24 protein-coding genes are annotated in these 24876 nt (G+C 44.8%); 14 read left to right on the top strand and 10 right to left on the bottom strand.

Annotated elements, in window-relative coordinates:
• Positions 1-152: 152 nt before the first annotated feature.
• The 5 genes from RIG27_RS16515 to RIG27_RS16495 form a co-directional block, all read right to left on the bottom strand.
• Positions 153-611: a GUN4 domain-containing protein gene (locus tag RIG27_RS16515; protein WP_446346897.1), complete on the bottom strand. Its 459-nt coding sequence runs from the start codon at positions 609-611 to the stop codon at positions 153-155.
• Positions 612-715: 104 nt separating this feature from the next.
• Positions 716-1015, bottom strand: a complete 300-nt coding sequence (locus tag RIG27_RS16510; RefSeq protein WP_446346895.1) for a putative quinol monooxygenase — start codon at positions 1013-1015, stop codon at positions 716-718.
• A 236-nt stretch (positions 1016-1251) separates the two neighbouring features.
• The gene (locus RIG27_RS16505; protein WP_006100016.1) at positions 1252-1605 is read right to left on the bottom strand and encodes a DUF1257 domain-containing protein; all 354 of its coding nucleotides are present in this window, start codon (positions 1603-1605) and stop codon (positions 1252-1254) included.
• Between the two features lie 144 nt (positions 1606-1749).
• Positions 1750-3261: a stress-responsive protein Ycf46 gene (gene ycf46, locus RIG27_RS16500; RefSeq protein ID WP_446346893.1), complete on the bottom strand. Its 1512-nt coding sequence runs from the start codon at positions 3259-3261 to the stop codon at positions 1750-1752.
• A gap of 85 nt (positions 3262-3346) precedes the next feature.
• Complete coding sequence (locus RIG27_RS16495; RefSeq protein WP_044206195.1) at positions 3347-3697, bottom strand: hypothetical protein; 351 nt, start codon at positions 3695-3697, stop codon at positions 3347-3349.
• A gap of 298 nt (positions 3698-3995) precedes the next feature.
• Here RIG27_RS16495 and RIG27_RS16490 point away from each other — a divergent pair, with 298 nt between their 5' ends.
• The 12 genes from RIG27_RS16490 (at position 3996) to RIG27_RS16435 (ending at position 16443) form a co-directional block, all read left to right on the top strand.
• Entirely contained in the window at positions 3996-4499 is a 504-nt protein-coding gene (locus RIG27_RS16490; RefSeq protein WP_446346890.1) for a hypothetical protein, read from the top strand.
• Between the two features lie 737 nt (positions 4500-5236).
• Positions 5237-6226, top strand: coding sequence for a hypothetical protein (locus tag RIG27_RS16485; RefSeq protein WP_446346888.1), 990 nt, complete (start codon positions 5237-5239; stop codon positions 6224-6226).
• Entirely contained in the window at positions 6190-6384 is a 195-nt protein-coding gene (locus RIG27_RS16480) for a hypothetical protein (RefSeq protein ID WP_446346887.1), read from the top strand. Before RIG27_RS16485 ends, RIG27_RS16480 begins: the two co-directional genes overlap by 37 nt.
• Before the next feature lie 173 nt (positions 6385-6557).
• Positions 6558-7997 carry a hypothetical protein gene (locus tag RIG27_RS16475; protein WP_446346885.1) on the top strand — a complete coding sequence of 480 codons (1440 nt, stop codon included), beginning with the start codon at positions 6558-6560 and terminating at the stop codon, positions 7995-7997.
• A gap of 57 nt (positions 7998-8054) precedes the next feature.
• Positions 8055-8345 carry a nucleotidyltransferase family protein gene (locus RIG27_RS16470; RefSeq protein ID WP_446346883.1) on the top strand — a complete coding sequence of 97 codons (291 nt, stop codon included), beginning with the start codon at positions 8055-8057 and terminating at the stop codon, positions 8343-8345.
• Positions 8342-8686, top strand: a complete 345-nt coding sequence (locus RIG27_RS16465; RefSeq protein ID WP_446346881.1) for a HepT-like ribonuclease domain-containing protein — start codon at positions 8342-8344, stop codon at positions 8684-8686. Before RIG27_RS16470 ends, RIG27_RS16465 begins: the two co-directional genes overlap by 4 nt.
• Entirely contained in the window at positions 8676-9041 is a 366-nt protein-coding gene (locus tag RIG27_RS16460; RefSeq protein WP_446346880.1) for a hypothetical protein, read from the top strand. Before RIG27_RS16465 ends, RIG27_RS16460 begins: the two co-directional genes overlap by 11 nt.
• Before the next feature lie 188 nt (positions 9042-9229).
• On the top strand, positions 9230-9907 hold the full coding sequence (locus tag RIG27_RS16455) for a response regulator (RefSeq protein ID WP_446346878.1): 678 nt from the start codon (positions 9230-9232) through the stop codon (positions 9905-9907).
• A 1010-nt stretch (positions 9908-10917) separates the two neighbouring features.
• Positions 10918-12426 carry a glucosylglycerol-phosphate synthase gene (ggpS, locus tag RIG27_RS16450; RefSeq protein ID WP_446346876.1) on the top strand — a complete coding sequence of 503 codons (1509 nt, stop codon included), beginning with the start codon at positions 10918-10920 and terminating at the stop codon, positions 12424-12426.
• A gap of 106 nt (positions 12427-12532) precedes the next feature.
• Positions 12533-14221: a glycerol-3-phosphate dehydrogenase gene (glpD, locus tag RIG27_RS16445; RefSeq protein WP_446346874.1), complete on the top strand. Its 1689-nt coding sequence runs from the start codon at positions 12533-12535 to the stop codon at positions 14219-14221.
• A 90-nt stretch (positions 14222-14311) separates the two neighbouring features.
• A complete protein-coding gene (locus RIG27_RS16440) occupies positions 14312-15340 on the top strand; it encodes an NAD(P)H-dependent glycerol-3-phosphate dehydrogenase (RefSeq protein ID WP_446346872.1) in 1029 nt (342 codons plus the stop codon).
• Positions 15341-15462: 122 nt separating this feature from the next.
• Positions 15463-16443 carry an aldo/keto reductase gene (locus RIG27_RS16435; RefSeq protein ID WP_446346870.1) on the top strand — a complete coding sequence of 327 codons (981 nt, stop codon included), beginning with the start codon at positions 15463-15465 and terminating at the stop codon, positions 16441-16443.
• A 190-nt stretch (positions 16444-16633) separates the two neighbouring features.
• Here the strand turns inward: RIG27_RS16435 and RIG27_RS16430 are convergent, their stop codons facing one another.
• From RIG27_RS16430 to RIG27_RS16410, 5 genes are all read right to left on the bottom strand, one after another.
• Positions 16634-16978: a slr1659 superfamily regulator gene (locus RIG27_RS16430; protein WP_446346868.1), complete on the bottom strand. Its 345-nt coding sequence runs from the start codon at positions 16976-16978 to the stop codon at positions 16634-16636.
• Between the two features lie 241 nt (positions 16979-17219).
• Positions 17220-17801: a slr1658 superfamily regulator gene (locus tag RIG27_RS16425; protein WP_446346866.1), complete on the bottom strand. Its 582-nt coding sequence runs from the start codon at positions 17799-17801 to the stop codon at positions 17220-17222.
• A 94-nt stretch (positions 17802-17895) separates the two neighbouring features.
• Positions 17896-19761 (bottom strand): SpoIIE family protein phosphatase, encoded by a 1866-nt coding sequence (locus RIG27_RS16420; RefSeq protein WP_446346864.1) that lies wholly within the window; start codon positions 19759-19761, stop codon positions 17896-17898.
• 67 nt (positions 19762-19828) lie between these two features.
• Positions 19829-22339: an ammonium transporter gene (gene amt / locus RIG27_RS16415; protein WP_446346862.1), complete on the bottom strand. Its 2511-nt coding sequence runs from the start codon at positions 22337-22339 to the stop codon at positions 19829-19831.
• A 90-nt stretch (positions 22340-22429) separates the two neighbouring features.
• Positions 22430-22777 carry a hypothetical protein gene (locus RIG27_RS16410; protein WP_446346860.1) on the bottom strand — a complete coding sequence of 116 codons (348 nt, stop codon included), beginning with the start codon at positions 22775-22777 and terminating at the stop codon, positions 22430-22432.
• A 50-nt stretch (positions 22778-22827) separates the two neighbouring features.
• Here RIG27_RS16410 and RIG27_RS16405 point away from each other — a divergent pair, with 50 nt between their 5' ends.
• Together RIG27_RS16405 and RIG27_RS16400 are read left to right on the top strand one after the other, a co-directional pair.
• On the top strand, positions 22828-24063 hold the full coding sequence (locus RIG27_RS16405; protein ID WP_446346858.1) for a hypothetical protein: 1236 nt from the start codon (positions 22828-22830) through the stop codon (positions 24061-24063).
• A gap of 92 nt (positions 24064-24155) precedes the next feature.
• Positions 24156-24719, top strand: a complete 564-nt coding sequence (locus RIG27_RS16400; protein WP_446346856.1) for a Uma2 family endonuclease — start codon at positions 24156-24158, stop codon at positions 24717-24719.
• Positions 24720-24876 lie beyond the last annotated feature (157 nt).

The following is a 24876-nucleotide window of genomic DNA, read 5'->3' as shown; positions in this document are numbered from 1 at the left end:
CTCGCTTTAGGAGACTCTCAATAAGCGACTTGCGAATCGCGAATGGCCAACCAGCTATTCCCCTCCCCGACACCCCACACCCCACACCCCACACCCCACACCCCACACCCCACACCCCACACCCCACACCCCACACCCGCCCCGAAGGGGCTCTAAAGATTACACGCACTAACACGAGCAAACAAATCATCACGAAGATCTCCCCACGCCAACCATCCCACGACTCCACCCGCAGGGAGATGTCCTATCGGTGCATTCTGATTAAATGTCAGCTCATTGTAACTCTGCCACCGATTAGACACCCGCCAGCCAATCCGATCAGCAAATGCCATCAAATCCTTTCCTGATTGCTCATACATCCGCTTTTGAACACTAAAACCAAATTTACCACTGCTGTACTTGATCCAAAGTTGATCAATCTCCCTAAGTTCCTGACAAGGAAATTGCTGAATATCTTGATTCGTTAAATAGCCGCGTTTATCTGCACCCGTAATCTCCAGGATAATTGTAAACGTTTCCTGGTCTGCTTCTTGCCACTGCCCTGATGCTAACCGTTCGTTGAGTTTACTATAATTTGCCCCTTCAGAAGAGCTTAAATTATCTTCAAACATACGCTTTCTTGTAAATCAATATACAGTAGAGATTTGGTATCCTAATCACCCAGTTTTTTCTACTGTATAACTTGATCAATCATTTCCTACCCGAATCAGAACGATTAACCTAAGAAGACATAATGACGAATATCTGGCGGTGAAGCGAACAACTCTTCGCCTTCTAAAAACGCTTGCTGAATGTGAGCCGAGTCCAAATGTACTCGCCACGCTTGCTCACTTTCCCATTCTGCGACCAAGGCAAACTCCGTGGGAATCGCTGGACTTTGTAATAACTCGTAAGTGATACAACCAGGTTCCTTGCGCGTCGCCTCAACGATTTCTAACAGCAGTGCTTTGAGTTTCTCTTCCTTTCCCGGATGCGCGACGACACGAGCTAATACTCGGATTGCTGAGTTTACCATGATTATCAATCCTCTGCGTGCTTCTCCTCACCATTAAAAGGCTACCGCAGTTAGGACAGTTAAGGTAGTGCGATCGCAAAAACAAAAATACGGCGGAGAAACTCCCTGGATCAGAGGTTTTCCCGCCGTTATTATGTTATGGAAAAGACTAGAACATTTGTTCTATAACCTTTTGAAAAAACGGGTCAACCCCAAATCAATTGGTTAACCCGTAAGCTTGGGAACGCCTTGATGGACTATTTTTGTACCACCAGTTTAACGTTGGCATTTTGTAAGCCACGTTGCTTGACCTCTGCTAAGGTCTTGTTAACGGCATACTTCTGGTTGATCGAGTTGATCAGTTCGGTTTGGTTGTGCTTTTTAGCAACACCCCACAGGTCAGCGATTAGGTCAAAGGAACCATCGCCATTGCGAGACCAACCGAGGTCATACTCGCCTTCGAGAACAGCAACGATGTCCGAACGAACACGTTGACCGTTGTAGCCGCGCACATCAGCTTCCGTTTTAACGGAAATACCTAGATCGCTCAAAGAAGCCTTTAAGATTTCGGCGTCGGTGATCTTGGTACGCAGAGTGCTAAAGTGAGACATTTTAGATTTCCTCCAGTAGAGATAGAAAACAAACGACAACGTAGCTTTTTTCTTGGGTCTGCCGCGGTTAAATTGCGGCGTCTTTTGAAACTGCTAGCAAAGTTTTGCTAGCCTTTCCTCCTGTTGGGAGCAGGAGAAAGCCTTTTAGAACTCCAGTCGCTGATATTCAGCAACGGAGGCTGCAGCAGGTCTAGCTCTCTGTCTTGCCCAGTCCCTCAGGGCGGTGACCTGCTCAGTCATTGTCCGAGAAAGCGGTAGCGTGGCTTTGATCGCCGCTATAATATCCAGTTGGGTGAATTCCCGGTCTTGGGCAAATGCCTCGTACATTGCAGCGATGAGGGCTTGCTCAATTTCTGCACCGGAAAAACCGTCACAAATTGTCGCCAACTGTTCGATATCAAAGCGGTCTATATCTCGACGCCGCTTACTCAGATGAATCTTAAATATTTGCTGACGCTCTTCTTTATTCGGTAAGTCAACAAAGAATATTTCGTCAAATCGACCTTTGCGGAGAAACTCCCCCGGTAGCCGTTCCACTCGGTTTGCAGTCGCCATGACAAAGACAGGCGATGTTTTCTCTTGCATCCAGGTTAGGAAGGAACCAAAGATGCGGCTAGAGGTGCCACCATCGGAGTCAGCCGAACCACTGCTCCCCGCAAAAGACTTGTCCAGCTCATCAATGAAAAGGATGGCGGGTGAAATCGATTCTGCTGTTTTTAGGGCATTTCTCAAGTTGGCTTCTGAGCGACCAACCATAGAACCATCATACACCCGACCCATATCTAACCGCAATAGCGGTAGTCCCCAAAGGCGAGACGTTGTTTTGGCAATGAGAGATTTTCCGCAGCCAGGAACCCCCAGAATCAGCATCCCTTTGGGTTGGGGTAAACCATACTCTCTTGCCCGTTCAGTGAAAGCGCCCGATCTCTGTTTCAGCCATCGCTTCAGCTCTTCTAAACCACCAATGGCATCAATAGTTTCATCCTCTTCAATATACTCTAAAATACCATTGCGACGAATGAGCTGTTTTTTCTCAGAAAGCACAATATCGACTTCTGCTTCCGTGAGACGCCCAGCTTTGACTTGGGCTTTGCGATACACTTTCTCCGCTTCGTCTCGCGTCAAACCCAATGCGGCTTTCAGGAGTTTCTCCCGCGTTTCCGTGGTAGTGCGACGCCCTTTGGTTTTTTCCAATTGCTGAGACAGCACTTGGTTGAGTTCGGTCAAATCCGGTAATGGGTAGTCGATAACCACCACTTCCTTCTCTAACTCGATCGGCACCTGCTGCATGGGAGACATGAGTACAATCGTCTTCTGAGCCGCCTTGAAGCTCGCGATCGCATCCCGCAGCCATCGGGTTGTTGCTGGAGAATCAATAAATGGATGTAGATCCTTAAATATATAGATACCAGGTTCTTTTTGTTGAATAACCCATTGAACAGCTGCTTCTGGAGAGACTGTATTGTGTTGGGTGATGTGGCGTGATTGACCATACTCCACAATCCCATGGGTGACAGTCCACACGAATACGCGCCGTTGCTGATTCTTATTTTGAGCAATCATGGCTATTGCCCGTTCTGTCCGCTCTTCCTCTGACGTCACCAGGTAGATTAGAGGGTATTGAGCTTGAATGAGAATACTTATCTCTTCTTGCATGACTATCGACCTACTTAGAGACGGCACAACCACTGCCCAAACATCATTAATAGAACTCTCGCAGTTAGCTGTTTTTGTAACACTATCAACAAGGAACAAGTTCCTCTTCGCCCTGAGAATCAGTACGGGATTTAACTTCTTCTCGCACTTTCTCGACAGGCAGTTCATCATCCAGAAGGCTGGGCTGATTTTTTAGGGCAACCATATCTCCATCTTGAATAACAACTGAGCTAGAACATTCGGGGCAATTGTATACCCGATGAGTATTCCCGTAGGATGCTTCTACCTCGTCTACCACTTCCGGGTGGTGTAGATAGAATACGATTGCTCTCTCGACCATCGCCGACATTGAGTCTGAGTCAACGGCTGCTCGGATTTTGAGCTGGCGATGAAGTCCTGGTGGGAGATACAACGTAACTTTTTGCTTGTCTTGCATATTATTTTCAATCGTTTTACCCGGGTATGTATGCCAGATTAGCGGCATTCTCCTTGGCTGTCAATACAGTAAGCCAGCATGACGGCAAATTTGTAACATTTCTTTACATTATCCGGTTCTGATGCCCGATCAGGCGTGGAGAAGATGGGGAAGATGGGGGAGATAGGGGAGCTGGGGGAGATGGGGGAGATGGGGAAGCTGGGGGAGATGGGGGAGATGGGGGAGATGGGCAAGAGGATTAACAATGAACCATGCATGAACAAAGGACAAATGACAAAGGACGAATGACTAAAAACAAATGACCTGGAAATTCATTGCTCGAATCGCGCCACTGGCTGTTTTGCTCTTAAGCTGCCAGGGTACTAATGTGGATTTGCCAGAAAGCTGGAACACCTACCGCAACTCCCGCTTCAACTTTGAGTTCCTCTATCCCAGCAATTGGATACCCTTTCCCATACCCGACAATCTTGATGGTAGAGCCTTTCGTGATCCTGAGAATCCCGACTGTGAGATTAGGGGATGGGCAGAATTTGCCCAACTAGGAACCCCATCACCTGAAAGTACATCCCAACCACTCAATCCATCTCAACCTCAGAATTTCCTCACTGAACAAGGTGAAACGGGTAAACTTCAGGTAGACGTTGACTCTGATATCAGTGTGATGACCCTAACCCTGACCCAGGAAAATGTAAGCTACAACTGGCAGGGACGCTGTGAGAGCGAACAATTTGCTGATTACTATCGCTTTTTCTATTACATTGCTCGTCAGTATCGTCTCCCACTACCCGATGAAAACGGATAGGCTCAATGGGTATCCTAATATGGGTTCGTCGTTGCGCTTGGGCGTCATCAGCCTCGGCATCACGGGAACAGGTCAGGGAAAGCATATATAGCACTACGCACTAAGGTTAGGACATAAAAGAAAAATTCAAATCGCTCAATTCCTTGTAAGGTAAGCGTTTGTCTTCAGTATTGCCTATTGCCTATTCCCTGGCGCGTAGCGCTATAATATCACAGCTAACCAGATAAGTTGGGTTACTCTTCGAGAAGGCTTCGCCTACGTTCCAAGAGACCAATATACAACGGTGACATACTCTGTTCCTGGTTCTCTGTGGAAACAACGTGTGCGGCGTCTGACGGGTAGGTTTGGCGATAATAGTCCTTGATCTGAAAAACTAGACTGATTCCCTGGACTACTACACCAATGATAGTCAGTACCATTATGATCAGATCTAACCGATGTTTTCGGGTCTGGGACGAGTTTGGGTTATCGTGGTTGAAAGACATAATTTTCTCCATCTATTTCAAATTTCGAGGGCTTGTCACCTCAGCAAACGCGAACTAAAGTGCGCTATAAAACTGACGGCGCTGTCGTTTGATGTTATCTAATCTATCCCGTTAAAATTTGTCTGAAAAGGCGGAAAATTTCCAGAGAAGATCAGGATTATTTCAGGAGTTGGATGGCACAATTTAGGGTTAACCATACCCGTCAAGTGTGGTGGGTTCAGGAAAGGTTCAGAAAAAGTCAGGTGAGACTGGATGAACTTTGATGATGCATATAAAGTGGTGGCTAAAGCTGTCTTCGCCAAGACAGACAAAATCTTGAATGAGGCTGAACGAAACGTGCTGGAGGGATCTTGGCGCGGTCAAACCTATGACCAGATGGCGAAAACCTATGGCTATTCGCCTCGATATCTTAAACAAGACATTGGCTGTAACTTATGGCAACTCCTTTCCGTCGCTCTGGGACAAAAGGTGACGAAAAAGAATTTTCGCACGGTGCTTGAGTTGTATTCTTTAAATTGTTTAGACGCAGCAATCCCGCAATCCCAAGCACCCACCAGCCTAGAAAAAAGCCAACCCAGTCAATATTTTTCCCCACCATCGCCCGAATGGTCAGACTTCGATACCGGGAAACTGTACAATGCGCTATTGCGGCTGGATTTTCGCCATCAAGTTAGTCTATTTCGCTCTTTTATAGAAACTCAGAAAATTGGGTCTTGTCTGATTCACGGTGAACCCGAATATGGTCAACGCTGGTTGCTGAATCGTCTGATCAAACTGATTCCCCATGGTACAAATGCTAAAGTCATTCAATTTGGTTTAGGTCGTAAGTCACGAAGTAGCTATATCGAATCACTGTGGCGGGAACTTGGGGGCCGAGTGGGGTTATCGGGACAGCATCCTCCCAAAAAAATTGCTGAAGCGGTTTGTCAATGGTGGCAAACTCAGACGGTAATTTTAGTCTTTCAAGATGTCGATCGTATGCCCAAATTCTACATGAATCAGTTTCTGAGTGAGTTTTGGTTTCCCGTTGTCGAACTCTCCAGCCAATGCTCACCCCGAAATAATTCTTATCGGTTGTTCATGTTTTTAATTGACTATAGTGGCTGTGTTGAGCAATGGCAACTCGACGCGGTTGAGTCACTGGATTCAACTTGGAAACCTCAAATTTTAGTAAAATTACCCAGACTGAAGCGACTCGGGAAGAAATGCGGAAAGATAAGGGAGATGGAGGGAAAAAGGTAAGTACCAGTGAGTTAATGGATTGGGTAAGAGTTCTGAGTCGCTATTCTGAAGATGAAGCGCTGGAAAAGTTGGCAGATGAGCTATTGTATCCGGGGGTTTTGTTAAAAAGTTGGGAGGATTATCGCCGTTATGCTTCACAAAATAGAGTTCATAAATAAATTTATGGTTAAAAGCATTAAACCGCCTTGGGTTTAAATCCAAGGCTCAAAGCTTAAGTCAGCTTTAGCTGACTACACAGAAGTTTTAGTCCATTAAAATGGACTTTAGCTTTGAGCCAATAACTTGAGTTATTGGCGGATGAATTTGAATTATTTATAGCTTTATCCGTTCCATGATAAAAAACACTCAATCTGTAGACGATAATTTACCGTTACTCGATTTATTCACTCGACTGCGGGAGGCGGGTTTGCCTTTAGGTATCTGGGAATATCAACTGCTCTTGCGGGCTTTGGAGGGTGGCTTTGGAGTCAGCGATCGCGCTGATTTAAAACGCCTGTGTCAAACTTTGTGGATCAAGTCTTCTGAAGAACAATGTCTGCTTGATTACCACTTTGATCAGGTAATGCCCGAACTAGAAGAACAAATTTTTATAAATCAATCGCCACGAAAACAACCATCCATTTATAAACATAATCCAAAAAACAAAAATAAAACAACACCTTTACACACTTCTAATTTAATTTACTTAAGTGCTTTAGTATTGACATTGTTGTTTTCGCTTTTAATTGGATTTGGATTTGGGGCTTACATGAATATTGTTATCAAAAACATTTTGCCCAGAAATCAGTCTCAAACAAGTCAACCCATTGAGACAACCCCGCCGAGTCCGATACCCCAGCCAACTCAACCGTTACAATTCAATACTGATAACAATACTGCAAGTCTTATTGTTTTTGGTCTATTGTTGATAATGGCTTTTTATGCTGAGTATGTTCTGATTAAATGGTTGGTTAAGCATAAAATTAATCGACAGAGTGTTGACAATAAAACCTCCAGCAGTCAACTTAATGAAACGACATCACTCCCCGTGCCAAATTCAGAATTAACACCAGAGATGTGTGATCAAATTCAACTAGCAAAATCCGTGTTAAAAACTGCCAGTAAAAATAACGAAACTAATATTAGTAATTTTATAACAAGAGAGTATTTCCCAGTCACTCGGCGACAGATGAAACAAAATTGGCGCTATCTACGGCGTCCTGTTCGGGAAGGAATACCGACAGAGCTAGATATTGAAGCTACTGTTAACCAGATTGGACAGCAAGGCGTTTTATTAGAACCTGTGTTATTACCGCCTCGAATAAATCAGAGTGAGTTACTATTATTAATTGATCAGGATGGTTCAATGGTGCCATTTCATTCGCTGTCTCGTCGGTTAGCTGAAACAGTCGTGCGGGGAGGACGTTTGGGTAAAGCTGGGATTTATTATTTTCATAATTGTCCTGGAGAGTATCTTTACCGAGATTCCTATCATCAAGATGCTGAAGCGATTAGTACACTCATTTCTCGGATTCCAGAACGAACCGTTGTGTTAATTTTTAGCGATGCAGGTGCGACGCGAGGAGGCTATAGTGAGGAGCGAATTGAATTGACACGGCAGTTTTTGACACAGTTAAAACAAAAAGTACGTTATATCACTTGGCTGAATCCAATCCCTCAAAATCGTTGGTATGGAACAACAGCCGATGACATTGCTGGTTTGGTATCAATGTTTGAAATGACGCGCCGAGGGTTACAGGATGCGATCAATGTATTAAGGGGAAGGAAGTAGTATCAAATCCAGTAGCATTATTGTATATATTATCTATAGGGCAGCATAATTTAATTTATGATGATTGTGGATTTAATCCAAGAAAAGCGAGAAGATATTCTCCGAATTGCCGCCTCGCACGGTGCATCAAATGTGAGGCTCTTTGGTTCGGTAGCGCGGGGTGAGGCTCAACCTGATAGTGATATCGATTTTCTGGTAGAAATGGAATCCGATCGCAGTCTTTTGGATCGAATCGCATTGATTCAAGATTTAGAAGATCTCTTGGGTAAAAAGGTTGATGTAGCAACGGTTAAGGGATTGCGGGAGGTTTGGCGCGATCGCATCCTGAATGAGGCAGTTTCGTTATGAGTGATGATGGGGTATATTTGGGAGATATTCTGGAGCGCATTGAACGGATTGAAGCTTACACTCAAGATGGACGAGAGACATTTTTGGCATCACTTTTGATTCAAGATGGCGTGATTCGCAGTTTTGAGGTGATTGGAGAGGCGGTTAAACAAATTTCCTCAGAGTTAAGGCAAAGTCATCCACAGATTCCTTGGCGTCAAATGGCTGGATTTCGGGATGTACTTATTCATGACTACATGGGTTTAGACTTAAATGAAGTGTGGAATGTTGTTGAACGAGATTTGCCGGAACTCAAAGGCAAGATTTTGCTAGTTTTACAGGAACTGGAACATGAGACGTGAAGTTGCTCAGCGTCGGATTGAGGCTTTCGGTAAACGTTTTGGCGAAGCCCACCTTTACTTGGCTTATCATGCTGCTTTCCCCTTAGCATTAACACCGAATTTACTCTATCGTTTATGGGCAAATTTCCCGTGCGATATCCACGGTAAAGTTCTGATTATTCCCTGGATTGCTGTAGCAGATTTACTGATTTCTAGTCTCTGTGATCAAGTGGGACATGAACTGTATGAAATGGAAAACGAGGTACGAAATGCACTGCTGATGGAATTAAAATTTAATCCTCGTTTTGGTGTTCAGCGAATGAATGAACTGTCGAATTTTTTACTGGTTGATGTACAAAGACTTGATGATAGATAGTTTTGGTAGTGGTGAAGTTGGAGAACCCACAATAATAGATAGAGTATTATAGCATTACCTCGTTGACGGCAACTTGGTATCAACCCTAAACAAGACAATTGATTGAATCCTGACTATCCCTCTAGGGGACACAATCTTTGTAAAATACGGAAGTGCGATCGCATTACTGCCTTACTTGGGTATGAACCATGTCCTCAGAACTTCCCTCCCCGACGAATTCCCCAACAAGTTCCACACCCCTGCGAGTTGTAATTGTGGAAGATGATCCCATGATGCAGCTTGGCTTAGAACAATCCTTATTCACTAACCCCCAGCTTGAACTGGTGGGACAAGCTGAAGATGGCTATATGGGCGTGGAAATGACCAAACAACTTCAACCTGATATCGTGGTCATGGATATTGGTTTGCCGCGTTTAGATGGGATTGCTGCTACTCAGCAAATTAAAGCGGAACTCCCTGAGGTGAGAGTGGTCATCCTCACCTCTCATACCACCGATCGCGAAATTATTGCCTCACTCTCTAGCGGTGCTGATGCCTACTGTGTTAAAGGATCAAGTGTAGAACGATTACTCCAGGCGATCGCAGCGGCGGCTGAAGGTGCAACGTACCTCGATCCTCAAATTGGTCGTCAAGTTCTCAAGCATCTGTCTCCCCCTTCTCCCAAGGGTAATGTTTCCAATTTGTCACAACGGGAGCTAGAAGTCTTAAAACTCATCGTTGAAGGCAATAGTAACCCTGAAATTGCCGCTCAACTTTACCTCAGCGCCAATACCGTTAAAACTCATGTACGCGGAATCATGAACAAACTTTCGGTAGATGACAGGGTACAAGCAGCAGTGGTAGCGTTGCGATCGGGAATAGTTTAATTGTCATTTGTCATTAGTCATTCGTCATTAGTCATTTGCTTCCCCATCTCCCTCATCTCCCTCATCTCCCTCATCTTCCCCATCTCCCTGCATCGCTAACAATGTGGGACGAAGTATTCTGCTAAATTTTACTAAAATTTACACTTTTTTATACTTTTATAGTATAGTAGCTACAGATAGCTGCTCGATAAGGAAACCTGCCGGTGGCAGATATCATCCATAACCAGAGTGTAAGTGATGAATCCTTGTCCACTGGATGTCAGACTATTGTTGAATTCTGAGGTATCCCAGTTTTGTTGTTAGCTTTGGCTCAAGTAAACTCTTGCCAACCTGCTACGGCGTTAGTCCTATGGGCAGAGTACTGAGTACGGCAAATACTAATCGAGGTTGAACACAATTCCCCTAGGATTTGATGGCATAGCCAACTTAGTCCGTACATTGGCGGTTTTGTCATCAAAACTAGACTGTTGAGAGTATTTTCGATCTAATAATGACTTCCAATCTGTTTCAACGAGTTGCCATCGCTCTAAATCGGTGGATTTTAGGGGATTGCAATCAGCAACAGCCTGGGTTCAACCAATATCGGCAATGCTACAGCGCTCAGATATTACAACCCTGACCTTATCTATTGCAACCTTCAAAAACATCATTGTTGGTAATATAAGTAACACGGGTAATATGATGTCCGGACCCATCACCCTTAATAAAAAAGCCCGAAACCCTTGCGGTTAAAGCATTGTTATTATGGGCAATTCACCGGACTTGATATAATGCGTTCAATCTTGACTTCCCATCAGGAGACTATTGACTGACTGGGTTTTCCAGCCAACGATTGAGTCATTTTTGAGTAGATACTCATTAGAGTAAGTAGGAAGTCAAAAGGGAAAATCATAACTGTGGACACTCGACAACCCTAAATCCATCGAAGCTATCAAATTATTTTCCCATCCAAGTTGCATTGGGATCGGGAATTGTACCAATTTTAATGGTAAACACCTGGAGGTAGTTGCATGAAATCATCACTCGTTATCCTTTATCACCGCGAACCTTATGATGAGGTCGTGGAAAATGGCAAAGTGCATTATCGGGCAAAGAAAAGCCCCAATGGGATTGTGCCAACCCTAAAAAGCTTCTTTGCTGGCGTCAATCAAGGCACCTGGATTGCTTGGAAACAGGTGAATGCTAAGCAGAAAGCTAACTTTGAACAGCGGATTGTTGTGGAAGGTGAAGCAAACTACAACGTTCGCCGAATTCCCCTCTCTGCAGATCAAGTCAAGCATTTCTATCACATCACCTCGAAAGAAGCATTTTGGCCCATTCTGCATTCATTTCCCTATCACTTCACTTACGAAACCTCAGATTGGGAAAACTTTCACACGATTAACCGCCTGTTTGCAGAAGCCGCCTGTGACGAAGCGGCAGATGATGCTCTAATTTGGGTGCATGACTACAATCTATGGTTAGTGCCCTACTACATCCGGCAGCTAAAGCCGAATGCTCGGATTGCTTTCTTCCATCACACTCCCTTCCCCTCTGTGGATATTTTCAATATCTTACCTTGGCGGGAAGAAATTACCGATAGTTTACTCTGCTGCGATATCGTCGGCTTCCATATTCCGCGCTATTCAGAGAATTTCGTCAATGTGGCTCGCAGCCTACGCCCGGTGGAAATTGTCAAGAAAGAACCCGTACCTGAGCATATTACTCCTACGGGAATCGCATTGGCTGAGCCAGAAATGACCACCCAGCTACGATACAAGGATCAGTTGGTTAACCTCGATCCCTTCCCGGTTGGCGCGAATCCTCAACAAATTCTCTCCATCCTGCATAAGCCAGAAACTCAAAAACGGTTTGCGGAAATTAAGGAAAGCTTAGGCGATCGCAAGTTAATTATCTCAGCCGGACGAGTGGACTATGTGAAAGGCACTCGTGAGAAGCTAGAAGCTTATGGACGCCTGTTAGCGCGTCGTCCCGACTTGCATGGCAAAATTAATATGCTGGTCACCTGTGTGGCGTCGGCGTCTGGAATGCGGGTTTACAAAACTGCCCAAACCCAGATTGAGCAGTTAGCTGGAAAAATTAACGGGCGGTATGGGAACTTAGACTGGCTACCGATTATGCTCTATACCCAACCCGTTCCCTTACCGGATCTGCTCTGTTACTACAAAGCCGCAGATATCTGTTGGACAACGCCCCTGAGAGATGGTTTAAACCTGGTCGCGAAGGAATATATCATCACTCACGAGAAACAAGAAGGTGTACTAGTCCTCTCCGAGTTTGTCGGTGCAGCCGTCGAACTCCCGGATGCAATTTTGACCAACCCTTACTCCATTGATCGCATGGATGAATCGATTGAGCAAGCGCTGGCGATGTCCCCTGAGGAGCAAAAGGAACGGATGGCGAAAATGTATGACATCGTAACCAAATACGATATTCAGTGCTGGGCAGATCACTTGTTTGAAATGTTTGAGAAAACCAAACATCAGACAGCGAAGCAACAGCAAGCAGTAGCTGTTTAAGCTCAATGTGTAGAGACGCGCCACGGCGCGTCTTTCATCGCACGTCGGCTAATAATTTGCCATCGTTGCAACTACTGTGGAAGTTAGATGTTACTCAAACGGGATCATGCGTGATTTACAAACCATCCAGAACCAAACCTACGATTTAATTGTCATTGGAGGTGGCATTAACGGCGCGGGTGTCGTCCGAGATGCCGCTCTGCGAGGTCTGAAAACGATTTTGCTGGAGAAGGCTGACTTCTGCGGTGGTACGACCAGTTGGTCAACGCGATTAGTTCATGGTGGCTTGCGCTATTTAGAATATTTTGAATTTGCCCTAGTGCGGGAATCGTTACGGGAGCGAGAAATTCTCTTGCATACAGCCCCGCACTTAGTCAAGCCCCTTATGCTGACGATTCCGATCTACAGCGATCGCTCTCGTCCCTATTGGAAAATTCAAGCCGGGATGCTGCTCTATGATATCTTGAGCTTCGAGAAAACTGTACCGTCCCACCGGATGCTGCCCAAACAGAAGTTTAAGCAGCTATTTCGCCATATCGATCCCGATGGTTTAGTCGGTGGAGCGCAATATTATGACGGTCAGGTGGCGTATGCGGAGCGTTTGGCATTAGAGAATATTATCTGTGCGGAACTTGCGGGAGCAACGGTTCTCAACTATACAGAAGTCACCCAATTACAGCGCCAAGAGGGTCGCATCACCAGCATTACTTGCAAAGATGCCTTAACTGGCGAAGAATTCACCGTCCAAGGGAGCGATCGCGCCGTGGTTGTAAATACAGCCGGTCCTTGGGTGGATAAGGTTTGTCACTCTGGGGTGAAAAATGGACAATCAGCGCCCATCGGTGAGAAGAAAAAAATTGGTCCAACCAAGGGAAGTCACATCATTGTCCCTCCCTTCCCCGGCGCACCGGAAACAACCTTGTATGTAGAAGCCAAAACGGATGGTCGTCCGTTTTTTATTGTGCCGTGGTTGGGCATGTATCTGATTGGCACGACTGATTTGCGACATCAAGGTTCTCTTGACTCAATTAAGGCGGACAACGAGGAAATTGATTATTTACTCACTGAAACCAATCGAATTCTGCCCACCGCCCAATTGTCCCGTCAAGATGTGAAATTTACTTATGCTGGGGTACGTCCTTTGCCCAATGAAGAAGGGAAGAAACCTGGAAGTGTCACCCGCAGCCATATTCTCTATGACCATACCCCAGAAGGTGTGAGTAATCTGATTTCTCTCATTGGCGGCAAAATTACCACCTATCGCCAAGTGGGTGAGGAAATGGTGAATAAAGTCTATCGCAAGTTGGGACAATCAGCCCCCCCTTGTCCCACCTACAAGAAACTCTTACCGGGAGCCATTTTACCCAGTGATCCGCGTCTAGAAAAAGCGCTGCAAGACTATCGCACCACATTACCCTTGGCGACAATCCATCACCTGTTTGACATCTATGGTGCTAAGGCGTTGGATATTTTAGCTTTAACCGACGAAGAACCGGAATTGGCAGAAGCGATTACACCGAACTTGCCGGATATTAAAGCCCAGATTATCTATGCGGTACAGTCGGAATTTGCGCGGACGTTGGTAGATATTGCCCGTCGCCGGACTAGCCTAGCCATGCATACCAACTATGGCTTTGATATTCTGCCCGTTTTGACGGACACCCTATCTCGATATGGCGGTTGGAGTTCGGCGGAGTGCGATCGCCAAGTTGAGGACTATCGCGCTTTCATGGAAGCCAATTGTATTCCAGATTACGTGATGGCGACTCAGAAAGAAACACAACCAGTGAGTTAATCACATCAGCAAAGGCAAAAGAACTCATCATCTTCTTTTGCCTTTGACCCTTAACTTGACCAAAATTATTGAGTTCAAAATATAAGATCTATGGTGAGCAATCTCTCAAATTCTCAATCCAGCTCATCTCAAGCTGATACAACCTCACAAACCAATCAGGCTCATGCACACTCCCACCGGAGACCGGCGCCAGAAGCCACCCTCGCCATTCTCGGCGCTGGTGCTTGGGGTAAAGCGTTGGCAACAATTGCCAGACATAAGAATCATCAAGTTCGATTGTGGTCTCGCAGCAGCGAGGAATCTCTAGAAGAGGTATTAGCGGACATTGATATGCTAGTCTCCGCGATTCCGATGAAAGGGGTGGCGACGACGGCGGCTAAGATTCAAGAAATTGGTTTGCCGGATTATGTGACAATTATTACCGCCACCAAGGGATTAGACCCAGAGACAACTCGTACCCCTGCTCAAATCTGGGAAGCCGACTTTCCCAACCATCCGATTGTGGTACTCTCCGGTCCGAATCTCTCCAAAGAAATTGAGCAAGAACTCCCCGCCGCCACAGTGGTGTCGAGTACAGATATGGCAGCCGCTGAGGAAGTGCAAACGGTATTTTCGTCCAGTCTCTTCCGAGTGTACACCAGTCCAGATCCCCTTGGCACAGAACTCGGAGGCACGCTGAAAAACGTGATTGCGATCGCGGTTGGGGTTTGTGATGGTCTAAAATTGGGTACCAACGCCAAATCTGCCCTGATTACCCGTGCCTTAACTGAAATCATTCGGGTTGGAACTCACTTAGGCGGACAAACGGAAACCTTCTTCGGATTATCAGGTTTGGGCGATATGCTAGCGACTTGCAGTAGTGTACTCAGCCGTAATTATCGCGTCGGTTACGGTTTAGCCCAGGGTAAAAAATTGGAGCAAATTCTCGAAGAATTACAAAGTACCGCCGAAGGGGTAAACACAGCCAATGTATTGGTTAAAATTGCCAATCGCGAGCAGATCCCGATCCCCATCTCTCGGCAAGTTTATCGCCTACTCAACCATAAAATTACACCCCAAGAGGCTGTAGAAGCATTGATGGAGCGGGATTTGAAGGCAGAATTTTGCGATTTGTTCTAAACCGTTACATAAGACATCAGCAAGTCTAGGCACAAAGACTCATATCTAGGCTTGCTGCTTACGTCCTGCTTCATCTTGGTGATAACACAGATTTCACAGATTGAATCACATTCTGTAGGATTATGCAGACTAGCCAAAAACTCTCCCTTCCTACCATGGGCTGCGGAACGTGGGCGTGGGGAAATCGACTACTCTGGGGGTACGACGAAAGCATGGATGAGGAGTTGCAAGCTGTCTTTAATCTGTGTGTAAGCAACGGCGTCACCTTATTTGATACCGGTGATTCTTATGGAACAGGCAGATTAAATGGACGCAGTGAGCAACTCCTGGGACGATTCTCTAGGGACTATTCTGGTATAAACCAAGAGAACATTTGCATTGCCACCAAGCTAGCCGCCTATCCCTGGCGATTAACACGCGGCTCAATGGTATCCGCCTGTCAAGCCTCTGGGCGACGATTGGGACGAAATGTTGATTTGGCACAGATGCATTGGTCTACTGCTAATTATGCACCGTGGCAAGAAGAACGGCTTTTGGATGGTTTGGCTGATCTCTACGAAAAGGGACTGGTTAAGGGTGTTGGACTCTCTAATTATGGACCAAAACGACTTCAAGAAATTTATCCTAAGTTTAAAGAGCGAGGGGTTCCGATTGCTACGTTACAAGTCCAGTATTCACTATTGTCTACTTATCCTGTTACCGAATTGGGTATCAAAGACGTTTGTGATCAACTGGGAATTCAACTGATTGCCTATAGTCCTCTGGCGTTAGGACTACTGACGGGAAAGTATTCTGAGAAAAGTCCATTCCCGAAAGGGTTACGCCGTTTGTTATTTAAGCAGCTATTACCCGGAATCCAACCGCTTTTAGGTTGTTTACGAGAAATAGCCTCATCCAAAGAGAAAACTATGGCGCAAGTTGCGATTAATTGGTGTATTTGTAAAGGCACTCTGCCTATCCCTGGTGCAAAGACGATGAAACAGGCACAGGCAAATATTGGTGCGCTGGGATGGCAATTGAGTGCTGGCGAGATGACTGAATTGGATCAAGTGGCGGCAAGTTTAGATAAGGCGATGGTTCAAAACATTTTTCAAACGCGATAACTTCCATAGGTGATTGGGGAAGAGGGAACTCTTAACATAAAATAGAATATCGGTGGGTTACGGCGGATAATTCATTTAAGGATTATCGCCTGAATTAAGTTCCCGCCTAACCCACCCTACGAGATTGAAAAAATCCCAGCACTCCTGAATCTGGGCGCAAATATTGCGCCCAGACAAGAAACTGTATACACTATTCAACTTCCAGCGTTAAATTTGGCATGAGTCGCTGTAAGTTTTTTAACGATTTACCTTGCCAAGGAATATTCTGAGAACCTTGTACAATCATTTTAATCGTCTTTTTCTGCCTAACTTTAATCGCAAATTTCGACAACATGCTAATTCCCGAACTGTTGAGAAATTGCATATCTCGTAAGTTAAGTGTCAGGATAGAGGGCTGACTCTCTATGGCTTGATCGAGTAAGTCTATAATTGGTGCATATTCTTCGGTACCACTTAGCCTTAGGGAACCTTTCCAATAAACGGTTGAATTTTCTTTATCATACAATACACTATACGTATCACTTTTAACTTCCATTTTTCCCATCCTTGACAAAATTATGGCGTTCTCAAAAGCTGATTAAATAAACAAACTTACTTATAAACATCTCTAGAAATTAAGATTTAACCACTGTTTGACAATGGTTTCAGATGAATTATCGGAGATGTCTAATGTTATGGCTTAAAACCACGAACCGTAAGCTCTAAAATATACCTCGTTTTGGATTTTAAATTTTGAATTCATGTTTACCGTTTTCCTTGACGACGGCACTGACGCTTCATACCGTCAATCGCACCATGGTGGTGACGGTGGTAATCGGTGGCGTCTTTGCCAGGGTTTCAAACTTCCAGCCGACGGTTGCCATGTAGTCATTGATCATGGTTAAAAATCCTAAGCGAGAAGCCGTGTTGGTTTCGTCTGCTGCATTTTGTTCTAGCTGATGAATATACAACTCTTGGGGGTCTGATGTCGTCAATTTCTGGAGATATGCCTGAAAATTATCCAGAATTTGGGGAGGAACCGTGTTTTTTGTCAAGAAGACTAAGCTGTCGTTATACAGGTGTAAGGCGATACTAATGGCGTGCGGTGAGGTATCCTCGTTAAACTTCATGGCGTTCTCTAACAGCTCATTGGCAATGTAACTCACAGCACTCTTAATCTCCACTTGTTGAGCTGTAGCATTCGTATCCTCTTGGTCAGTGGGAAAAAATGTTACCACATAGTCAGCCATGAAATCTGCGGATAACCCATTATTCCGCCAGCGATGCTTTAACGGAATCGAGCTAGGTGAAAATTGGATAACCAGGTATTCCTCACTGGGAGGTAGCTGTTCGTTGAAATCTCCAAAGATCTGAGTCATATCGCGTTTGTCAGTAGTCTGTTTGAGGAGTGCCAAAGAAAACAATCATAACTTGTAAACGTCAGGCGTAATCTTTTTCCCAGTTCCCTATTCCCTAACTATCCTGTTGAATTGGTGCGACGCCGGAGCGATCGCGCAGCAAGGATGGTTTGGGTTTAATCACTAACAGCGTTATATCATCATAAACCTTTTGTGTCCCAATATGACGCCGCACATCCTCAATCACGGCTTGGCGAATTTCCCGGGCTGACTGTCGCCAGTTGTCACTGAGAATTTGACACAGACGCTCAATCCCATACTGTACGCCTTGGGGATTTTCGGCTTCGGGAATTCCATCGGTGTAGAGAACCACCACATCGCCAGGATTTAACTGGATTTCCGCATCGGCGACAAAATCGGCAATATCGGCGACTAGACCAATGGGAAAGCCTAAATCAATGGTATCAACTCGCTCAATTTTACCACCCGAACGCACGACAATCATTTCTTCATGTTGTCCACTCAAGCGCAGTTTATCTTGGTGATAGTCCAAGAGGGATAGGGTGAGATTTTTCTCCGATTTCATTCGCTGGATATTATGATAAATCGTTCGATTCAGGACACTTAAAAATTGCTTTGAATCCGTTTTCACTCCTTCCAATAACGTTCTCACCGCCGTTTGCACCATAATCATCAAGACGCCACTTTCTAACCCATGTCCCGTGACATCGCCAATACCAATAGTGACATGACCATTATTTTGCAGGACATCATAATAGTCGCCGCCAACTTCAGTTGCGGGTTCCATAAAGCCAGCGATGTCTAAATCAGCAATCTGGTTCAGTTCCTCCTGTTTAGGTAACATCATCTGTTGCAGACGACGAGTTACCTCAACTTCAGCACTCAGGCGCAGATTTTCGGCTTTCAAACGACTATTGAGCAGGGTAATTTCCTGATTCGCTTGAGCCAATTGAGCCGTGCGTTTCTCCACTCTCGTTTCTAATTCTTCATTGGCATGTTGAAGTGCATCTTGACTCCGGCGCAATGCGATAGTCGCTCGTTGAACCGCTTTTTGCAGTCGCACTGGCTCACTGACTAAAATATAAACTAACACCCCAGCTAATAGTGCTGATAATCCGCCCCCTATCCACAACCATTTGGAAATGGGTGCTGTTGATGCCCATCCATTATCAGGAATTGCCGCTAATTGCCATGATCCGTTCGGTAACGTTACCTCTAAACGGACAGGATTTTGTTGAAAAGTACTGGCGTCTCCGAACACTAATTCTCCCGTTTTACCCAATCCATCTTTACCCCGAATTCCATACTGAAGTTTGGTAGAAAGATTGAGTAATCCGGCTTCCTGAAATAACGTATTGCGGTCAAAACCAATACCCACTAGACCCCAATAGCGACCACTTTGGGGAGGTTGGTCGGGGGGCGTGATAAATATCGGGGTACGACTAATAAATCCCCAATTTTTTTTAGGTTCTAACTGCAACGGACCGGCAAAAACGGTTTTACGACTTTGAATAGCTCTCTCAATGGCGTCTCGTTCTTCCGGAATAGTCATGGGGTTAAAGCCAATCGCGTCTTCGTTTCCGGCTAATGGGTAGAGATGGCTAACGATGTTATCTTTATACAGGGCTAAGAATTCAATCCCTTGTTGATCTTCAACGAGGACGCTAGAGAGACGCTCAAATTCGCTTTGGGTAATGTCTGGGTTAATCGTGGACACATACGCCAATAAACCTCGTGTGAGAAAAAGTCGCTGATTGAGGGCGGCTTCTAAGCGGGCTCTCGCTGCACTCAGTTGATTGAGAACATCCGAACGTTGTTGTTCGGAAAACCGTTGGTATTCAGCGCGTTCAAAACCCCTAACTACGGTTAGCAGAATAACTACCGTTAAGAAGGCGGCAAAATAAGGAAAAACGCGATTATTTAGGGCATAACGGATTGAAAACCATGGGTTGTTTGTCATTGGTTAGGGAACAGGCAACAGGGAACAGGGAACAGGCAATAGGGAACAGGCAATAGGCAATAGGCAATTAAACTTCAAAAATTTTTCTTTGTTTAATCACGAGTAAGGTGATATCATCGTAAAGTTGTTGTTCTTGAATATGCTGGCGTAGGTTATCAATAACAGCTTGCCGAATTTCAGCAGCGGATTGTTGCCAATTCTGACTGAGAATCTGACACAGGCGTTCGATGCCGTATGGTATCCCTTGGGCATTTTCTGCCTCTGGAATCCCATCGGTGTAGAGGACAACAGTATCTCCCGGATTTAACTGGACTTGAAGATGTGCTACGAAATCAGCAATATCAGCATCTAAACCAATGGGAAACCCTAGATCAATGGTATCAATTCGCTCAATATGACCTCCAGTCCGCACGACAATGATCTCTTCATGTTGTCCGCTCAAATTTAGGATACCTTTTTGATAGTCCAACAAAGCCAAGGTGAGGTTTTTGTCGGAGTTCATCCGCTGGATGTTTTGATAAATGGTGCGATTGAGGATATCTAAAAATTGCTTGGGGTCAGTTTGGTTACTTTCTAATAGGGTGCGGACGGCGGTTTGTACCATTAAGCTTAATACCCCGCTTTCTAAGCCATGTCCCGTCACATCACCAATACTAATTTGGACGCGATCGCGATACGGTAAAATATCATAATAATCCCCACCCACTTCCGTCGCCGGTTCCATAAACCCAGAAATCTCTAAGTCAGCAATTTGATTCAGTTCTGTCTCTTTAGGTAGCAGCATCTGTTGCAAGCGGCGGGTAACATCAAGTTCAGCACTCAATCGCAGATTTTCTGCCTTGAGACGTTGATTGAGCTTAGTAATTTCTTGATTTGCCCGAAACAAATCCGCTTGGGCTTGTTTGCGTTCCGAGATGTCGCGAAATGTACCCGTATAAAAACAATCTTGACCGGATTTCGTTTCCACAACCGTTGCTTCTAGGGGAAAGCGAGACCCATCAACGCGACAGCCAACAATCTCATGTCTGCCAACTTTTAATAACCGTTCCATCCCTATATCAGTATCATCGGCTACGGGTGTTGACCAATCCAATAGCTGATGAATATTCATACCCGTAAATTCGTTGATAGAATACCCAAATATCTCTTTCGCACTGGGATTAGCGGTGACAATTTTGAGTTGAGGTTTGGTGAAGGTAATAATCGCATCCATTGCGGTTTTGACAATGGCATCGGTGCGGGTTAATGCCTCTTCTAAGGCATTCATTACCTGGTTATAACGCTGGGCAATTTGACCGACTTGGGTAAACGGTTCCACAGGAACTCGTAAGCTTAAATCCTGAGTCTGGGCTTGGTTTTCCATGACCTGAAACAGGTCATAAATCTCAGTTTTGGCGCGATGTTCGGACACATTTAAACCCATCTGTTCCGCCTCAACACTCACCCGCATTGGCAAAAAACGATTAGTGATGAATAATAGGAGATAAGTTATGCTAAATGCCCAAATCCCACAACTAAGAATTCCGATTACCTGCACACCAAGCTGAATCACTGGACTCAACCCCGTATCCAGCAATTCCGGTTGACCAAACAAGGCGACAGCTAATGTTCCCCAAATTCCTCCACCCAGATGCACAGGTATAGCATCTACCGCATCATCAATTCGCCACCGTTCCAACCCCCTCGACATCAAGGTGGCAATAATCCCTCCAACCGCCCCAATAATCACGGATGCGGGAGAGGTGACAACATGGCAACAGGCGGTAATTGAAACGAGTCCCGCTAAGGAACCATTAATTAGGGATTCGACTTCCGGAAGTTGACACCGATACCAACTCAGCATTCCCGCTGCCATCATTCCCGCCGTACCCGCTAGCACGGTATGCACAATAATGCTAGGGACTTGCTCATTTAAGCTCAATGTGCTGCCCCCATTGAACCCCAACCAGCCAATCCACAGTAACATGGCACCTAAAACCGACAGGGGTAAATTAGACCCATGGATTTTTCGTGGCGGTTGATGATCCGGAAATCGCCCGGTGCGTGATCCGATAATCATCAGACTGGCGAGGGATACCCAGCCCCCCAGACTGTGAACGACTGTAGACCCCGCAAAATCAACAAAGCCTAACTGTTCTAGCCACCCCAGGGATGTGTCTAAATCAATCCCGTTCCACGCCCAATGTCCAAACAGGGGATAAATCAGACCAGACACCAAACTGGCTAAGATTAGGTAAGCCGGAAACTTCATCCGTTCAGCTACCGCCCCGGAGACAATCGTGGTAGCGGTGCTGCAAAACATGGCTTGGAACAAAAAGAAAGCCGCCAGTCGGGGTGTAGCTTCAACGTGAACGAAGAAATCGCTTGAGCCAATCCACCCCAGCACTGAAGTGCCAAACATAAAGGCATATCCGAACGCCCAAAATAAGGCGACAGATATGCCCAAGTCAGCTAAGTTTTTAATGGCAACATTGATACTATTTTTCGATCGCGTCAGCCCTGACTCCAGGCACATAAAGCCGGGTTGCATCAGGAATACCAAGCCAGAACAGACGAGGAGCCACAGAATATCAATCACTTATATCTGCCCCTTGTTTTTGGCATACAAATATATATCATCCTTACAGATATGCCAGGTCTAATTCCAGAACCTTTAGCGCAATTTTAATTAAAGCGGTTTGGTAATCAGATGTTTAGCGGCATCAAGTTCTAAGTTCTGGGCATAAGACAAGGCTTGCTCGTACTTTTGCTGATTGATATAAGCTTGAGTCAGTAACACCTCCCCTTGCATTCGGACTGAATAGCCTTGATTATCGGGTAATGGTTCATCATAGCTAATCGTTGAGAGTCGTGCGATCGCGTCTGGGTAAGCGCCAATTTTGCTATACTCGGCGATAATCTTAACTAAAAGCGGGTTGCGGATAGTTTCCAGATATAAATTTTGTCGTTGTACTGAGGTTGACTGGGAATCCGACAAATTTGTGTCTGGAGAGGAAGGGTAGATTTTGCATCCCATGTAAACAGCTAACCAATCATCAAATACCGAAAAGCTTACGAAAAAACACTATGCTTACCCAAATACGCCGTCTGTTGAATCGGTTTTTTAGAAGATCAAGGACAATCAACGATGAACCTCTGAACAAGGTAAGTTTGATTGTCATTATCTTGATTGATATTTTTATTTTAGTCAATGTTTTTACCGGACTGAATAATATTAGCCAATGGCATATTAGCCCTTCATCGGCTTACCCCTGTTATTCTGAGTGGAAAAATTACCAAACTCAAACAATTTCAGATAAAGATTATGAGATTATCCAGTCTTCAGTGAGATCGGCAATAAACTATCAATCTAATTTTCAGCAACCCTATCAACAAGCAGCGGTTGGACATCTAGGCAAAGTGTCTAAAACCTGCTTAGAGTACGGCAGTTACAAAGATAAACTCAATAATCCTGAAAATCAGCAAATCATAGCGGCTATTGATCAGAAACAAGAAGAAATAAGTCAGCTTGAACAAACGAATCGCAGTATTCGTGAGCAATATGACTCAACTTTATTAGAAAAAATAGCAGGTCAGTCTCGTGATCAGTCTATTAATAGAGTTGGTGCAGAGCAAGCCAAACAGCAACTGGAACAAAATAACCGCAATATTGCTAGGCTTAAACAGGAAATTGCTCAGCTTAAAAATCAACTGACCGCAAAACCCGAAAGTTTAGTTTTCATTAACTTTCTTAAGAATAAAAGGACATTTCAATCCATTGAAAACGCCTACCAGCGGGCATCCTTTTGGTATCCGAGCATCCAATTCAGCTTTCAAGCGCTTTTCCTGTTGCCACTAATTTTCCTTTCCTTATCAGTTTATAATTTTGCTCAACGAAAAGGATATGGACTTATTGCCCTAATTAGCTGGCATTTGTCAGTCGTCTTTTTTGTGCCACTCATCTTTAAGCTATTTGAGTTCCTGCAATTTGGTGCAATCGTTCAATTTCTCGTTGATATCATTAGCACCCTTTTAGGCGGACTCGTTTTTTTGGTCAGTTATGCTTATATCTTAATGGTTCCTCTGATTGGGTTTGGCATTATCAAATTCTTCCAAAAAATTGTCTTTAATCCCAAAGTGCAAGCAGCGACGCGAGTTCAAAAATCACGCTGTATCCGGTGTGCCAAGAAAAATATGACCCATGATGCCTACTGCTCCCACTGTGGTTTTTATCAATACGTTGAATGCCAGAATTGTCACAGTATGACTTACAAGTATTTACCTTATTGTAAACAATGTGGACATTCTCAAGATTCTAATTAATAAATTGCCGTTGTGCCACCTTTGCCATAAGCGTTCGCGATCGCGTACAATCCAGATAAACACAACTCCCTTTATTTTACCAGGAAGTCCTAATGATACAGACTCCATCTAGATCCATAACTCTGGAAGAATTCCTGAAACTACCAGAAACAAAACCAGCAAATGAATACATTAATGGGCAAATCATTCAGAAACCAATGCCACAGGGGAAGCACAGTACAATTCAAACGGAGTTTTCTACGACTGTCAATGTAATCCTTAAACCTGGGCGGGTTGCACGAGCCTTTTCAGAGTTACGTTGCACATTTGGTGGACGCTCAATCGTTCCTGATGTATCTGTAATTACTTGGGAGAGAATTCCCCGTGACGCGAATGGTGAAATTGCCAATACCTTTCCCATTGCTCCTGACTGGACAATCGAGATTCTGTCACCTGACCAAAGTCAGACCAAAGTAACTAAAAATATCCTACACTGTCTTAATCATGGGACTCAAATTGGTTGGTTAATTGATCCAGATGAGCAAACGGTATTTGTTTATCTTCCCCAACAGAAACTAGAGGTGTTTGATAAACCCGAACAGAAACTTCCCGTTCCCACCTTTGCCAATGAGCTGAATCTAAGTGTGGCGTCTGTATTTGGCTGGTTATCCGAGTAAGCTGTAACGCATTTAATTTGGGTATGAGTAGCGAGCAAGATGCTCAATGTAGCGAGCAAGATGCTCAATGTAGCGAGCAAGATGCTCAATGTAGCGAGCAAGATGCTCAATGTAGCGAGCAAGATGCTCAATGTAGCGAGCAAGATGCTCAATGTAG

It is taken from the genome of Coleofasciculus sp. F4-SAH-05 (assembly GCF_040222985.1).
Lineage (GTDB): Bacteria > Cyanobacteriota > Cyanobacteriia > Cyanobacteriales > Coleofasciculaceae > Coleofasciculus > Coleofasciculus chthonoplastes.
This window is presented reverse-complemented; position numbering and strand designations above follow the sequence as displayed.

Excerpts from the sequence above, each read along its gene's own strand:
- RIG27_RS16515 (WP_446346897.1), bottom strand. The coding sequence starts at position 611 with ATGTTTGAAGATAATTTAAGCTCTTCTGAAGGGGCAAATTATAGTAAA.
- RIG27_RS16460 (WP_446346880.1), top strand. The coding sequence starts at position 8,676 with ATGAGACGTGAAGTTGCTCAGCGTCGGATTGAGGCTTTCGGTAAACGT.
- RIG27_RS16430 (WP_446346868.1), bottom strand. The coding sequence starts at position 16,978 with ATGGAAGTTAAAAGTGATACGTATAGTGTATTGTATGATAAAGAAAAT.
- RIG27_RS16425 (WP_446346866.1), bottom strand. The coding sequence starts at position 17,801 with ATGACTCAGATCTTTGGAGATTTCAACGAACAGCTACCTCCCAGTGAG.
- RIG27_RS16400 (WP_446346856.1), top strand. The coding sequence starts at position 24,156 with ATGATACAGACTCCATCTAGATCCATAACTCTGGAAGAATTCCTGAAA.
- RIG27_RS16505 (WP_006100016.1), bottom strand. The coding sequence starts at position 1,605 with ATGTCTCACTTTAGCACTCTGCGTACCAAGATCACCGACGCCGAAATC.
- RIG27_RS16490 (WP_446346890.1), top strand. The coding sequence starts at position 3,996 with ATGACCTGGAAATTCATTGCTCGAATCGCGCCACTGGCTGTTTTGCTC.
- ycf46 (WP_446346893.1), bottom strand. The coding sequence starts at position 3,261 with ATGCAAGAAGAGATAAGTATTCTCATTCAAGCTCAATACCCTCTAATC.
- RIG27_RS16420 (WP_446346864.1), bottom strand. The coding sequence starts at position 19,761 with ATGACAAACAACCCATGGTTTTCAATCCGTTATGCCCTAAATAATCGC.
- RIG27_RS16475 (WP_446346885.1), top strand. The coding sequence starts at position 6,558 with ATGATAAAAAACACTCAATCTGTAGACGATAATTTACCGTTACTCGAT.
- RIG27_RS16480 (WP_446346887.1), top strand. The coding sequence starts at position 6,190 with ATGCGGAAAGATAAGGGAGATGGAGGGAAAAAGGTAAGTACCAGTGAG.
- RIG27_RS16455 (WP_446346878.1), top strand. The coding sequence starts at position 9,230 with ATGTCCTCAGAACTTCCCTCCCCGACGAATTCCCCAACAAGTTCCACA.
- RIG27_RS16510 (WP_446346895.1), bottom strand. The coding sequence starts at position 1,015 with ATGGTAAACTCAGCAATCCGAGTATTAGCTCGTGTCGTCGCGCATCCG.
- RIG27_RS16495 (WP_044206195.1), bottom strand. The coding sequence starts at position 3,697 with ATGCAAGACAAGCAAAAAGTTACGTTGTATCTCCCACCAGGACTTCAT.
- RIG27_RS16405 (WP_446346858.1), top strand. The coding sequence starts at position 22,828 with ATGCTTACCCAAATACGCCGTCTGTTGAATCGGTTTTTTAGAAGATCA.
- RIG27_RS16485 (WP_446346888.1), top strand. The coding sequence starts at position 5,237 with ATGAACTTTGATGATGCATATAAAGTGGTGGCTAAAGCTGTCTTCGCC.
- glpD (WP_446346874.1), top strand. The coding sequence starts at position 12,533 with ATGCGTGATTTACAAACCATCCAGAACCAAACCTACGATTTAATTGTC.
- RIG27_RS16435 (WP_446346870.1), top strand. The coding sequence starts at position 15,463 with ATGCAGACTAGCCAAAAACTCTCCCTTCCTACCATGGGCTGCGGAACG.
- RIG27_RS16440 (WP_446346872.1), top strand. The coding sequence starts at position 14,312 with ATGGTGAGCAATCTCTCAAATTCTCAATCCAGCTCATCTCAAGCTGAT.
- ggpS (WP_446346876.1), top strand. The coding sequence starts at position 10,918 with ATGAAATCATCACTCGTTATCCTTTATCACCGCGAACCTTATGATGAG.
- RIG27_RS16470 (WP_446346883.1), top strand. The coding sequence starts at position 8,055 with ATGATGATTGTGGATTTAATCCAAGAAAAGCGAGAAGATATTCTCCGA.
- RIG27_RS16465 (WP_446346881.1), top strand. The coding sequence starts at position 8,342 with ATGAGTGATGATGGGGTATATTTGGGAGATATTCTGGAGCGCATTGAA.
- RIG27_RS16410 (WP_446346860.1), bottom strand. The coding sequence starts at position 22,777 with ATGGGATGCAAAATCTACCCTTCCTCTCCAGACACAAATTTGTCGGAT.